The organism is Arthrobacter sp. JDC6 (assembly GCF_056484025.1).
Genome location: NZ_CM151278.1, coordinates 2513400 through 2527377 on the forward strand (window position 1 = coordinate 2513400; position 13978 = coordinate 2527377).

General features: G+C 61.0%; 12 protein-coding genes. 7 read left to right on the forward strand and 5 right to left on the reverse strand.

The genetic code is table 11. From position 1 onward, the window contains the following. Positions 1 to 100: 100 nt before the first annotated feature. From ACV095_RS11695 to ACV095_RS11720, 6 genes are all read left to right on the forward strand, one after another. Positions 101 to 1732 (forward strand): flavin-containing monooxygenase, encoded by a 1632-nt coding sequence (locus tag ACV095_RS11695; protein ID WP_478221913.1) that lies wholly within the window; start codon positions 101 to 103, stop codon positions 1730 to 1732. A gap of 77 nt (positions 1733 to 1809) precedes the next feature. Then, the gene (locus tag ACV095_RS11700; RefSeq protein ID WP_478221914.1) at positions 1810 to 3180 is read left to right on the forward strand and encodes an NAD-dependent succinate-semialdehyde dehydrogenase; all 1371 of its coding nucleotides are present in this window, start codon (positions 1810 to 1812) and stop codon (positions 3178 to 3180) included. 27 nt (positions 3181 to 3207) lie between these two features. After that, the gene (locus ACV095_RS11705) at positions 3208 to 4257 is read left to right on the forward strand and encodes a 2,3-butanediol dehydrogenase (protein ID WP_478221915.1); all 1050 of its coding nucleotides are present in this window, start codon (positions 3208 to 3210) and stop codon (positions 4255 to 4257) included. Positions 4258 to 4415: 158 nt separating this feature from the next. Continuing rightward, entirely contained in the window at positions 4416 to 5030 is a 615-nt protein-coding gene (locus tag ACV095_RS11710) for a cysteine hydrolase family protein (RefSeq protein ID WP_478221916.1), read from the forward strand. 370 nt (positions 5031 to 5400) lie between these two features. Beyond that, the gene (locus tag ACV095_RS11715) at positions 5401 to 6612 is read left to right on the forward strand and encodes an MFS transporter (protein ID WP_478221917.1); all 1212 of its coding nucleotides are present in this window, start codon (positions 5401 to 5403) and stop codon (positions 6610 to 6612) included. A gap of 318 nt (positions 6613 to 6930) precedes the next feature. Beyond that, positions 6931 to 7452: a TetR/AcrR family transcriptional regulator gene (locus ACV095_RS11720; RefSeq protein WP_478221918.1), complete on the forward strand. Its 522-nt coding sequence runs from the start codon at positions 6931 to 6933 to the stop codon at positions 7450 to 7452. Positions 7453 to 7520: 68 nt separating this feature from the next. Here ACV095_RS11720 and ACV095_RS11725 read toward each other — a convergent pair whose 3' ends face one another. After that, a complete protein-coding gene (locus tag ACV095_RS11725; RefSeq protein WP_478221919.1) occupies positions 7521 to 8621 on the reverse strand; it encodes an NAD(P)-dependent alcohol dehydrogenase in 1101 nt (366 codons plus the stop codon). A gap of 55 nt (positions 8622 to 8676) precedes the next feature. Continuing rightward, entirely contained in the window at positions 8677 to 8985 is a 309-nt protein-coding gene (locus ACV095_RS11730; protein ID WP_478221920.1) for a putative antibiotic biosynthesis monooxygenase, read from the reverse strand. 83 nt (positions 8986 to 9068) lie between these two features. Here ACV095_RS11730 and ACV095_RS11735 point away from each other — a divergent pair, with 83 nt between their 5' ends. Beyond that, positions 9069 to 9647, forward strand: a complete 579-nt coding sequence (locus ACV095_RS11735) for a TetR/AcrR family transcriptional regulator (RefSeq protein WP_478221921.1) — start codon at positions 9069 to 9071, stop codon at positions 9645 to 9647. Between the two features lie 119 nt (positions 9648 to 9766). Here the strand turns inward: ACV095_RS11735 and ACV095_RS11740 are convergent, their stop codons facing one another. The 3 genes from ACV095_RS11740 to ACV095_RS11750 all read right to left on the reverse strand — a co-directional run bounded on the left by ACV095_RS11740 (position 9767) and on the right by ACV095_RS11750 (position 13783). Then, positions 9767 to 10879, reverse strand: a complete 1113-nt coding sequence (locus tag ACV095_RS11740; protein WP_478221922.1) for an NAD(P)-dependent alcohol dehydrogenase — start codon at positions 10877 to 10879, stop codon at positions 9767 to 9769. A gap of 46 nt (positions 10880 to 10925) precedes the next feature. Beyond that, positions 10926 to 12287 (reverse strand): aldehyde dehydrogenase, encoded by a 1362-nt coding sequence (locus tag ACV095_RS11745; RefSeq protein WP_478221923.1) that lies wholly within the window; start codon positions 12285 to 12287, stop codon positions 10926 to 10928. Between the two features lie 149 nt (positions 12288 to 12436). Further along, a complete protein-coding gene (locus tag ACV095_RS11750; protein WP_478221924.1) occupies positions 12437 to 13783 on the reverse strand; it encodes an MFS transporter in 1347 nt (448 codons plus the stop codon). Between the last annotated feature and the right edge of the window lie 195 nt (positions 13784 to 13978).

Sequence of the window (13978 nt, forward strand, 5' to 3'; positions counted from 1 at the left end):
GTGTTTCAAGTTGAAACACTCAGCCCCTCTTCCGCCGCCGCAGACTGGTTACACGAAGTGAATTATCTCACACCGTCCTATTAGCCGGAGGAGCACCATCATGGACAAAGTCGTCCCTAACGAGACCCAGCAGCTCGACGCACTCGTCGTAGGAGCCGGCTTCGGCGGCATCTACATGCTGCACAAGCTCCGCAACGAGCTCGGCCTTAACGCTGTGGCCATTGACCGGGCCGGAGGCGTTGGCGGCACCTGGTACTGGAACAAGTACCCGGGAGCCCTTTCCGATTCTGAAAGTTTTGTCTACCAGTACTCTTTTGACCGTGAGCTGTACCAGCAGACTCCGTGGGACACCAAGTACGTCCCCCAGGCTCAAATTCTCAAATACCTGAACGGGGTCGTCGACCGATACAGCCTCCGCCGCCATATCCAGCTTGAAACCGGAATGACGGAGGCGGAGTTCGACGAGGCTGCAGGAATCTGGACGGTTCGCACGGACCGCGGGGTTACCTTCCGATCGCGATTCCTTGTCACGGGGCTGGGCCTGCTCTCTGCCACCAACCTGCCGAAGTTTCCGGGCATGGAAACCTTCAAAGGCCGCTTGGTACACACGGGCGCTTGGCCCGAGGACCTGGATCTCACCGGCAAGCGGGTAGGTGTCATCGGCAACGGCTCCACAGGCAACCAAGTCATCACGGCCACGGCTCCGATCGCAGCTCATCTGACGTCATTCCAGCGCACGCCGCAGTACAGCGTTCCCGCAGGCAACCGCAAGCTCACGGAACAGGAGCAGAGGGCCCACCGGGACAACTTCGAGGCCAACTGGGATCAGGTCCGCAACTCCTCTGTTGCCATGGGCTTCGAAGAAAGCACGGTCCCGACTTTCAGCGTTTCCCCCGAAGAACGGGAGCGGATTTACCAGCGGGTCTGGGAGGAAGGAGGCGGTTTCCGCTTCATGTTCGAGACCTTCTCGGATATTGCCACGGACCCTGAGGCCAACGAAGAAGCCGCGAAATTCATCCGTCGCAAGATTGCCGAGATCGTCAAGGATCCGGAAACACGCCGTAAGCTGACGCCCACCGATCTCTACGCCCGCAGGCCATTGTGCGATTCCGGATACTACGAAACGTTCAATCGGCCGAACGTATCCCTTGTCAACGTCAAGGAAAACCCCATCGAGCGGGTAACCGAAGAGGGCATCGTCACAGCTGATGGCGTCCTTCACGAACTGGACGTACTCATCTGTGCGACGGGCTTCGACGCCGTGGACGGCAACTACGTGCGCGTCAATATCCGGGGACGTGGGGGCGAAACCCTGAAGGAACATTGGGCTGACGGACCGACCAGCTACCTCGGCATGGCAACCAACGGCTTCCCCAACATGTTCATGATCCTGGGGCCGAACGGCCCCTTCACCAACCTGCCGCCGTCAATCGAGGCGCAGGTCGAGTGGATCAGCGAAACCATCGATCACATCTCGACCTCGGGAACGGGATGGATTGAGGCCAAGGCCCAGACGGAGTCCGACTGGACTGAAACCTGCTCCGACATTGCCCACCAGACGCTCTTCCCCCAGGCGGCATCGTGGATTTTCGGCGCTAACATTCCGGGCAAGAAGCGGGCCGTCATGTTCTACCTCGGCGGGATCAGGCAGTACCGGTCCATCCTCTCCGACGAAGCTTCGAACAAGTACCCGAACTTCGCAACCGATGCGGACATCCTGACTCCTGCCTGAAGAAGGCTCCCGGCCGCCCGGGAAGGACAAGGCCATCTATCCTTCCCGGGCTGCCCCAACATGATGAAAGTCTTTCAATGAAGAAATATGCAACTGTTGATCCCACCAGTGGCAACGTAGTCCAGGAATTTGACACCATGACCGACTCGGAGGTGGCGGCTTCCCTGAAGCGCTCCTACAAGGCCTATCAGTCCTGGCATGCGAAGGACCTCGCCGAACGCTGCGCCCTCCTGCAACGGATAGCGGACCTGCACCGGCAGCACTCCATCGACCTTGCCAAGCTCATGGCGCTGGAGATGGGCAAACCCATCGCCCAGGCCAAGACCGAAGTCGAACTGTCCGCGGCCATCTATGAGTACTACGCCACCTCTGGAGAACAACTCCTCGCAGACGAGGAACTCGATATTGCGGGAGCCGGCCGGGCCCTGGTTCGAACAGCGTCCATTGGGCCGCTCCTTGGCGTCATGCCGTGGAACTTCCCTTACTACCAGGCAGCACGGTTCATCGCCCCTAATTTGCTGCTGGGAAACACGATTCTGCTCAAGCATGCGAGCAACTGCCCGCAGCAGGCATTGCGGATCGAGGACATCATTCGTGCCGCCGGTGCGCCTGACGGGGTCTACCAGAACATATTCGCCACGTCGGGACAGGTGGCGGACCTCATCGCCAGCCCGGAACTGCAGGGCGTATCCCTCACAGGTTCCGAAAAGGCAGGCAGCGCCATCGGCGCACTGGCGGGACAGCACCTGAAGAAATGCGTCCTTGAGCTCGGAGGGTCAGACCCGTTTCTGGTGCTTCCCTCAGCCGATGTGGAAAAGGCTGCCGCCGCGGCGGCCGCAGGCCGGTTCGGGAATGCCGGCCAGGCGTGCACATCCTCGAAAAGGCTGATCGTCGACTCCGCGAATTGGGATTCCTTCCTTGACGCGTTCCTGGCAAAGGCAGCCGAATGGCAAATCGGTGACCCCATGAGCGAGGACACCCGCCTCGGTCCGATGTCGTCCGCCCAAGCAAGGGCAGAACTCGCCGAACAGGTCGACGATGCGGTAGCCAAGGGAGCCGCCGTCCACCTCGGCGGGTATATCCCCGAAGGCCGCGGTTCCTACTACCCGGCGACCGTCCTGTCCGGCGTCACACCGGACATGCGCGCGTACCGGGAAGAACTGTTTGGACCAGTAGCCGTACTCCACCGGGTGAACTCCGTCGATGAAGCGATCACACTGGCCAACGACTCGCCCTACGGCCTCGGCAGCGCCATATTCACGAACGACGAGAAGCAGGCCGCCTACGTCACCGACCGCCTGGAAGTGGGCATGGTGGGAATCAACACCACCATCAAGAGTGCTCCCGACTTGCCCTTCGGTGGCGTCAAAAGCTCGGGCATCGGCCGGGAACTGGGCAAGTACGGCCTGAACGAGTTCGCCAACAAAAAGCTTGTCCGCACCATCTAAAACTGGACACACATTCGAGGAGGCGCAATGCGCGCAGCGGTGTACTACGGCAAAAACAAAGTCGAAATTGAAGACGTCCCGGAACCCACTCCAGGCGAGGGCCAAGTAAAGATCAAAGTCAGCCGCAACGGCATCTGTGGCACCGACCTCCACGAGTATTACGACGGCCCAATCTTCATCCCGCCCAGCGAGCCGCACCCGCTCACAGGCAAATGCCTGCCCCTGACACTGGGCCACGAATTCTCCGGGTTGGTCACGGAAGTCGGCCGGGGTGTCACCAATGTCCATCAAGGTGACCGCGTTGTCGTGGAGCCCATCTACCGGTGCGGCGAGTGTCGGCCCTGCAGAACGGGCCTCTACAACCTGTGCAACGTGATCGGTTTCCATGGGCTGATGGCAGATGGTGGCATGGCTGAATACACCGTCGTCCCGGTCAACCAAGTCCATAAGCTTCCCGACAATGTCTCGCTGGAAATGGGGGCACTCGTCGAACCGATGTCCGTCGCCTACCACGCAGCCACCCTGGGAGAAGTCAACGACCAAAGCAGGGCACTGATCTACGGAGCCGGCCCCATCGGCATCGGCCTCTGGTTTGCCCTGCGCGGAATGGGACTCACAGAAATTGACGTCGTCGAACCCTCTGAGACCCGCCGCAAGTCCATCGAGGCCCTCGGTGCCCGCACCCTGGACCCAACAAAGGAAGACGTCACGGCCCTCATAGGCGACCGGACCAACGGAGACGGAGTAGACGCCGCCTTTGACGCTGCAGGAGTCGCCCCCGCTGTTCAGTCAGCCCTCGAATGCCTCGGGGAACGCCGCCCCCTCATCAGCGTGGCCATCTACGAAAAGCCGCTGCCAACCCCCCTGATCAACCTTGTCCTCAGGGAACGCCGCATCCAAGGCACCATCTGCTACACCAGCACCGACTACTCCGCCGTCATCGACCTCATGGCAAAGGACCACTACAACACCACAGGATGGGTCGAAGACATTCCCCTCACCGGAGTCATCGAAGACGGCTTCGAGCAACTCCGCGCAGGCAGGAAGATGAAACTGCTCGTGGACCCCACGAGCTGAACCCGGCGCCACGCCTTGCGTTGATACAGGGTTACCAAGGCTGGGCCCGCCACTGCGGCCCAGCTTTTCCTCTGCGCGGGAATAGAATACCTCGAATCGAGGGTTTCAGCTTATGGTGATCCAACCGATCCCCCTAGCCATACGAAACAGGAGACTCCATGGCCAACGTTCCCCTTACTGCCGGCAATACAGCACTACTGCTGGTAGATCTTCAAAATGACAACGCCCATCCGGAGGGCGCTTTCGCCTCCTTCGGGGCAGCCGACCACGCCCGCGAGCAGGGCTTGGTCCCCCATGTGCGGCAGTTGCTCGAGTGGGCGCGAAGCAATTCAATGCCGGTCATCCACAACCGCATTGTGTTCTACCCTGGCGGCAAGTATGGCGGCACCAATGCCCCTATCTTCCAGATGATCGGCCCGGAGTCACTGAAGCTCGGGTCCTGGGGCGCAGATGCCTTGGAAGGTTTGGAGGCGCTTCCGGACGAGCCCGTCTTGATCCGCAACCGAATGAGCAGCTTCAACGGCACCGGCCTGGATGTGCTGCTGCGGAACGCGGGAGTAAATACGGTTGTCGTGGCAGGAGTTTGGACCAACATGGCCGTGGAACACACGGTGCGTGACGCGGCGGACCACGGCTATCGAGCGGTCCTCGCGACGGACGCAACATCAAGCATCAACGCAGACTGGCACGGGGCGGCACTGTCCTACGCCTTGACGAACATCGCCGAGTTCCAGACGACCGCGGAGATTACCGGGGCAATGCTCCACGCATAGGGCCTGGCCCCTCAGCAAGTACAGCGGACTTCCGGGCCACGGCAAGACCTCTGGTGCCGGGCTTACGACCGCATTGCCGCGGAACAAGAAGCGTGGCCAGCCAAGGGCGGGCCACGCTTCTTCGCGCCTCTGGGATTTCGTCACAAAAAGTCACCGACTACAGGCTTGTGGCGAAGCGCACAGTACCGTAATAATGAATAGTCACTATTAGCTATTTAGCTACGGCAAACCTTGCACTTCGCCTCCCGGCGCCCAAATCTCGGAGACATAGATGTCCATCGGAAACCACAACGTCCTTGCCCCCCGCACGAGGGGGCAGCGTCCCACCGGCCTAGCATGCGGAGAAAGGCCTACAGAACCCAAAGGACCGTTGTTCATAGCGGCCCTGGCCCTTGCCCAACTGACCCTGTTCATTGCCCTCCTGGGACCCGTCATGGTCTCGATGGCCTTAAAAGTCTCAACGCTTACCGAAGATCCCACGTCGCGGACAAGCATCGTCGGTTCCGTCCTGGGTATAGGTGCCCTCGCGGCCGTCATCGGCAATGCTGTGTTCGGACGACTCTCCGACCGAACGACTTCCCGCTTCGGCCGCCGCCGGCCGTGGTTGATCGGCGGCACCGTTGTCATGGCTGCAGCGCTGCTGGTGATCAGCCAGGCAACCAGCCCCGAGGTACTCATGATCGGCTGGTTCGTCGCACAGCTCGGAGCCAACGCAGCCATCAGTCCGTTTGTCGCCACCCTGGCAGATCAGTTGCCCGAAAAGCAGTACGCCAGTGTTTCTGCCACTATCGGCGTGATGCAGAACGTCGGCATCCTGGCGGCCACGTGGTTCGCGTCCCTCTTCGCGACCGACATGCTGCTGCTCTTCATGGCACCTGCTGCCGTTGGCGTCGTCGGCATGGTGATCTACGCACTCGTCCTGCCAGACCCCGTTCTGGAAACACGCCCGGCAAAATTCACTGCGAAGGAGCTCGTACAGTCCTTTTGGGTCAACCCGATTAAGCACCGTGATTACGGTTTTGCCTGGTGGTCAAGGTTCCTGATCTTCCTGTCCAGCTTCATGTTCACTTCATTCCGTCTTCCCTTCATCGTGGATCGGCTGCACCTTGAAACAGCCCAGGCAGCCGGCGCAGTGTTCATGGGAGTGCTCGTATATACGGTGGCCCTCGTGCCGGCGAGCTACCTGGCAGGATGGTTGTCCGACCGCACCGGCCACCGAAAGCTCCCGGTCGCTGTGGCGACCGCCCTTTTCGCCCTCGGTACGTATGTCCTCGTCCACGTGGAAAGCGTTGAACAGTTCTACCTCGTCGAGGCTTTGCTGGGTGTCGCCTTCGGCATTTACGCAAGCGTGGACATGGCCTTGGTACTGGAAGTCCTCCCTAACGCCAACAGCACCGCAAAGGATCTGGGCGTCTTCAACATGGCCAATGCAGCGCCGCAGTCCCTGGCGCCTTTTGCAGGCGCATGGCTCCTGACCGTCGGGGCAGCGGCAACACCCAACTATGGCCTGCTGCTGGGTGCTGCTGCAGCAGCAGCGCTCGCTGGAGCTCTCGTCATCCTGCCCATCAAGGGAGTTCGGTAGCACCGCCCTACGCCCCGGCTTCCTTCCGGCCGTAGGCTGTTATGGATTGCACGCGTACCGGACAATCTTTGAGAGCTTTTCCGGCGCCTCGCGTGAGGCAATCCTTACGTCCATTCCAGAGACGGTGGCGGTCCGCTGAAGCAGCGGCCCGCCACCGTTGCGGCACATCCAGGAGACATCATGCAGGCTGCCACCGCTGCCCGTCCGCCACGCCGCCCGAGCGGCCGTCCGAAGGGAGCTGATGGCACCATTCGCCGTGAGGAGATCCTCACGGCGGCCACCCAGTTGTTCTCCGTAGAGGGCTTCAGAGGGCTAACAATGAGCGCAATTGCCCGGGGGTGCGGAATGAGTCTCTCCGGCTTGGTGCACTACTTCCCCACCAAGGATCTCCTTTTGCAGGCCACCATGGACCGCCGCGATGAAGTGGACCAGGCCCGCATTGCGCAACCTGGGCAGGCCCACCCTAGGGGCTGGGCGTATCTGGAATCCCTCGTCGAACTCGTACGGCTCAACCAGCAACAGCAAGGGATTGTCCGGCTGTTCACCACGGTCGCAGCTGAGGCAGTGGACCCCCAGCATCCAGCAAACGCCTGGCTGCGGAGCCACCATCAAAGCTCGGCCCAGCGAATCCGGCAGGCGCTCGGCGAAGCCGCGGAGGACGGGACACTGGCTGAGGACGCGCCCGTCGATTCAATTGCCCGCAGCCTCATCGCAGCCATGGATGGGCTGCAGATCCAGTGGTTGTCTGATCCGGGCTACCCGGATATGGCCGAAGATTTCGAGATGTTGGTGTCCACAATTCGCCACCGCTGGGGACTGCCACACACCCCGGACTCCTAAGCTTTGGCAGCAAACGGAAGTGGGCGACGACGGTCGAAACCGCCGCCGCCCAGCCGGCACGATCCGGATCAGAAGATGATGACCGGTTTGATTGTCTTGCCGCTCTTGGAGTCCTCGAAGCCTTGGTTGATGTCCTCAAGGCTGTAGTCGCCGACGAGCTTTTCGAAGGGAAAGCGTCCCGCCCTCCACAGTTGGATAAGCCGCGGAATGAACGCCTGGGGCACGGAACTGCCCTGGACCACGGTCTTGAAGGTCCAGCCTTTCACCAGCGATGCGCCTACTTCGAAGGCGACTTCGGTGCCGGGCTTCGCCGCGCCGACGAGCGCGACTGTTCCACGGACGCCCAAAGCGTCGGCCGCCTGGCGAAGCAGCGCAGGAATTCCAGTGGTATCCACAACGTAGTCGACACCGGCACCTGCTGTGACCTCACGCAACCGTTCCGCCACGTCCTCGGTCTTCGAGTTGATGACGTGTGTTGCCCCAAGTTCCCGGGCGAGTTCCAAGCGTGAGTCGTGGATATCCACCGCGACGATGGTGGCACAGTCCGCCACTTGCGCTGCCATCACTGCCGCGCAACCCACTGCCCCCGTGCCGAAGACAACGAGCGAGGATCCAATTTCCGGCTTGAGTTCATTCAGGACGGTGCCGGCACCGGTGTTAATCCCGCAACCTAGCGGTCCGAGATGCTCCAGGGGGATGTCCTTGTCTACACGGACAACCGACTCTTCGACGACGTTTGCATAGGTGGCAAAGGACGACTGTCCAAAGAAGTGGGATGAAATAACCTCGTCGTCCTTGCTCAGGGACGTCGCACCGTCCGCACGGCGCCCACCGAAATCCGCGGCCATCAAATTTTCGCAGTAGGCCATCTGGCCATTGCGGCACCGCTTGCAGTGGCCGCAGTACGCAGCCGCCAGGACCACGTGGTCGCCAGGCACCACCGAAAGGACCGAGTCACCGACTGCCTCGACGATCCCCGCACCTTCGTGGCCCAGGACGGCTGGCAGCGGGGTGGGGTAGACGCCGTCTCGGACAAGGGTGTCGGTATGGCATATTCCGGTCGCCACCATGCGGACCCGGACTTCATTGTGGCGCAGATCGTCCAGCTCGAGCTGTTCAATCGTGAATGGAGCGCCGTTCTCACGTGCTACAGCAGCAGTTATCTGCACTGCAATCTCCTTGTCATGGTCACGGGGATGGCAAGCATCCCCGGTTGCGGAACCGCTACATGCGTTTCGCACGGCGCTGCACTCTGGTGCGCCTCGCCCTTCCGAGTTGTGTTTGAAGCAGGAGGAGCCGGGGCACCGCGAAGTACACCGCGATGGGGACCACCACCAGGGTTAGAACGAACGCGCGCAGCACAGGGTGCAGTTGCGGAGCCAGCGCCCCCAGGGCGCACATGCCTGCTGCGGCCATCGGAAATATGGCCAGCCACGTTACGACCGCACGGACATGCACGGATGCAATGCCGGTTGCGTGACGGTGATGCATGTCCGTTTCATCGGCGGCAAGAGCCCTGCCCTCGTGTTCCATCCAGTCTCCAAACGTTCGGTTGGACTAACCGTAGGCCTACCCCCGTGAAATTGCAAACGGTCAGTTGGAGTTACGATTGACGTATGGCATGGGACACGGACGCAACAAAGGCGAAGCTCCTCGACGCAGCTGTATCCGAGTTTTCCGAACGCGGCTTTTCGGGTGCACGTGTGGACGACATAGCCAAAAGGGCGGGATGCAACAAAGAGCGGATCTATTTCTACTTTGGGAACAAGGCAAAACTCTTTGAGGCCGCACTTACACGGGAGCTCGGTTCAGCACTGGGCGATCTACCCATACGTGAGTCTGGACCAGTGGCCGTTGCCGAGTTCGCAGGACGGTACTTCGACTTTGTTACGAGCCATCCATGCCTGGCGCGCCTTGCCGCCTGGGAGGGCCTGGAGCGGGACAATCCGGTCGGTGCAGAGAAACGGGCCATACATGCGGCCGGCAAGGTAACGGAGATCCGCGCCGCACTTTCCGGCATAAGCGAGTCTTACGCAGAGGATCTCCTGCTCACTATTATCACCTTGTGCCACGCGTGGATGACGAGCCAGAACGTTCATGTCGTCATCACGGGCACGCCTGATCAAACCCGGCGGCGCTCAGCGATCATGCGGACCACAGAACTCCTCGCACGTGACGCCTCGGGCGTGAGCTAGGGATCGCATAAGTCCTGCTGGCTGGCAGGGCTGAACACAGAAGAGGTCGACGGCGGGTGGAAAACCGCCGTCGACCTCTCCTGTGCGAGGTGACGAACCTCAGGCAGTAGGACTGCTGATCACTGCTGGAACACAATGACCGGTTTGATGACCGTTCCCTTGGCCGAGTCCTCGAAGCCCTGGTTAATCTCCTCAAGGCCGTAGTTGCGCATGAGCTTGTCCATCGGGAAGCGGCCTTCCTTCCACAGTTCGATGAGCTTGGGAATGAAAACCTGGGGCACGGAGCTGCCTTGAATGATGGTTTTGAACGTCCAGCCCTTCACGAGTGACAGGCCGATCTCGAAAGTAACCTCGGTTCCCGGCTTCGCTGCCCCGACCAGGGCAAGGGTGCCCCGTAAGGCCAGGGCGTCGGCCGCTTTGCGGAGCAACTCCGGCCGCGCCGTGGTGTCAACCACATAATCGGCGCCGCGGCCGTCCGTCAGTCGAAGGATCTCCTCCGTAAGGTCGAGTTCCTTGGTGTTGATCGCGTCCGTCGCACCAAGCTCCTTTGCGAGATCAAGCCGCGAGGTGTGGATGTCCACGGCAATAATGCGGGCGCAGCCTGCTACCCTCCCGGCCATAATGGCGCCGGACCCGACCGCACCAGTACCAATGACAACAAGAGTGCTGTTCAATGCTGGCTTCAACTCGTTGAGGACCGCTCCGGCTCCCGTTTGGATACCGCAACCGAGTGGTGCCACGATCTCCAGCGGGACGTCCGCGCCAATCCGGACGACGCTTTCCTCGACAACATTCGCGTACGTTGCGAAGGACGACTGGCCGAAGAAATGGGAGGAAATGACCTCCCCGTCCTTGCTCAACGCAGTAGTTCCGTCCGCCCGCCGGCCTCCGAAGTCAGCGGCGAAGAGATTTTCGCAGTACGCCATTTGACCGGAACGGCAGCGGTCGCATTTCCCGCAATACGCAGCAGCGAGCAGCACATGGTCTCCCGGCTGAACCGTCGTGACTGAAGCCCCTACTTTTTCGACAATTCCGGCTCCTTCATGCCCAAGAACTGCCGGCAATGGGGTCGGATACACCTGGTCGCGGACAATGGCGTCCGTATGGCACACACCGGTGGCCACCATCTTTACGAGCACTTCACCTGGCCGGAGTTCATCAAGCTCAAGTTCTTCAATCGTGAGCGGCTGCCTGGGCTCGCGTGCCACTGCTGCGGTTACCTGCATGGTCATGACTTCCTTGGATATTGTTCTGATTCGTTGCCAGGGTGATTTGGGCCTAGAAGGGGTACTGCTGATCAGACTGCTCTATGGTGATCCACTTGAGTTCCGTGAATTCGTTGATGACCGCCCGGCCGTCGAACCGGCCGTAGCCGCTGTTTTTCATGCCGCCGTAGGGGGCCTGCGCCTCATTTTGGACGGTGGCCCCGTTGACGTGGACGTGGCCGGCCTGGATCCGCATGGCCACCTGCAGAGCCCGGGTGCTGTCGGCTCCAAAGACTGCGGCCGCCAGACCGTACTCGGTATCGTTGGCCACCTGGACCGCCTCTTCCACGCCGGATACGCGGACTACGGTGGTTATTGGACCGAATGTTTCCTGATCGTAGATCGACATCTCCGGCCGGACCCTGTCCACAATGGTGGCAGGCATGGAGGCACCGTTTGCACGGTCACCGACTACGAGTTCAGCGCCCTTGGCCAGGGCGTCCTCGATGAGCCCGTTGATTCGCGTACCGGACTCTTCCCGGATCATCGGACCCACAATGCAGGCTTCGTCCGTCAAGGGGTCCCCCGCACCCAACTCCGCTGCACGTGCTGCGAACTTTGCAACGAACTCGTCCGCAACCTTGTCATCGACCACGAAGCGTTCGGTGGACATGCAGATTTGGCCCTGGTAGAGGAAAGATCCAAAGACCGCTGCATTGACCGCGCCATCAATGTCAGCGTCGTCAAGGACTACGAAAGGTGCCTTGCCGCCCAGTTCAAGCAGAACCGGCTTGAGATGGCGGGCTGCCTTTTCGGCGATGATGCGGCCGACTGATGTCGACCCGGTGAAGTTGATGCGGCGAACTGACGGGTGGGCGATGATGGCCTCAACCACCGCATCCGAGTCTTCTGCGGTGCTGGTGATGAAGTTGAGGACACCAGCGGGGACTCCGGCCTCATGCAGCACCTCGGCGATGATGGCGTGGGTACGTGGGCTCGTTTCCGACGCGCGGAAAACCACCGTGTTGCCGCAGACAATGGGGTAAGCGATGGCCCGGGCGGCAAGCACGCCTGCTCCGTTCCACGGCGCCATGCTGAGCACCACGCCGGCAGGCTGCCGAACGGTCATTGACAGGGTGCCGGGCTTGTCGGTTGGAAGCGTCTCGCCCTGGATCTGGGTAGCAAGGCCGGCTGCCTCCCGGAACAGTTGGGCCGTGAGGAAGACGTTGAAACCGGCCCAGAGCTGGGCTGCACCAACTTCGGACATCATGGTCTCAATGAATTCCGGGCCGCGACGTTCCATTATTTCGGCGGCCTTGAGCATCACTGCCCGCCGCTCGCTGGGGCCCGAGGTGGACCAGGTGGTGAATGCCTTGGCGGCCGATTCCACCGCGTCGAGTGCGTCGTTCACGTCAGCTGCTGCACTCTCCGTCACGAGAGCACCCGTGACAGGGTGACGACGTTCAAACGTCCTGCCTTCGCGGCCGCTCCGGGGCTCATTGTCAATGATGAGTTGCGTCTGCAAGGTGACTCCTTAATAGATGTAATTCAGCACGAGCGGCGGGGCCGCCTGAATGACGGTGGTCAGTGAGGAATGGTGTTGGATGCGGCAGCCGGAGCGGACGCGTTTTCATCCGCAGTTGCTGAACGGCGCGGCACGGCCAGGATGGCAACGACGCCGATGGCTGCGGCCACTGCCCAGATGGAGAAATTGATGAAGTTGCCCAGGGCGGCCGCCACCAGCACCCCACCACCGGAGATGGCCAGCACGGCGCCGATACGCCCGACGCCCAACGTGATCCCGAGGGCGGTGGCCCGGGTGGCAGCCGAGAAATACGTGGCCACGAAGCCGTTGACGAGGATCTGCGCGCCAACTGAACCGAAGCCCACCACTGCGACCAGGAAGTACATGGCGAACAGGGGCATGATCCCTGTACCCATAAGAACCAAGGCAACACCGGAGCAGGCAAAAGAAATCGCGGTGACGTTGCGGGGGCCGAACTTGTCTGCCATCCGGGAGGACACAAGAACGCCCACCACGGCACCGATGTTGACCGTGAGAAGGAAGGTCAAGGACGAAGCCAGTGAGTACTTGGCGATGACCATGAGCTGCGGAAGCCAGGTGTTCAAGCCGTATACGAGGGTCTGCCCGCAGATACCGGCCAATGAGAAAAGGATCGTTCCGACGAGGAGCTTACCCGTCAAGAGGGTGCGGAACCTGCCCTTCTCAGGTGCGGCTCCCGCAGCCCGGACTGGCGGCAGTGGCTCAAGGCCATAGTCGGAAATGATTTGCTCGGCCCGCGCCCTGTCACCTTTGGCTGCAAGGTAGGCCGGCGACTCCGGGAGTAGCTTGAAAAGCAGGGGAACAACCACGACCAAGGGGATACCGCCGAGGGCCAGCATGCCCTGGAAGCCCAGTGACGACAGGAAAGCAAGAGAAAGCAGGGCAGCCAGGATGCCGCCCACGGCGTACCCCGAGAACATCAGGGCATTATTGAAGTTGCGGCGGTGAGACTGGGAGAACTCGACTGTCAACGCGATTGCGGTGGGAATGACGCCGCCCAGGCCCAGGCCTGCCAGGAAGCGGAAAACGCCGAACAGTTCCGGGGTCGGAGCCCAGGCGGTCAGCAGCATCAGGAGTGAGAAGGCCGCGATTGAAGCCATCATGACCTTGCGGCGGCCAACGATGTCAGTGAGGTAACCGATGAGAATGGCGCCGATGAACATTCCGGCCAGAGCGTAACTGCCGATTGCTCCCGTCTCGACAGGGGTGAGCCCCCAAGGCTTGTAGGCCAGAAGCTTGGGAACGATGGCGCCGTAGACGACCAGGTCGTAGCCGTCGAAAACGATGGCCAGGAAACAAAGGAAAATGACTACAGCCGCAGATTTGCGCGGGCGAACCGAGGATGGGACTGGCGATTGAAAAGCCATGAGAACTCCAGGTGAAATACACGACGTTGTGGTGGTTCCAGAGAATGTGGGGGCCAGCTGTGACCTGACCCACAAATAAATGTAACATTAAACCGTTGGGCGTCAAGACGGAGTTGCATAAATCCTGGTAGGCCCACCAACAGGAAAGGTCGGGATCCTGTGCGGCTGATGCGCCACCATCCCTTCCTATACTTG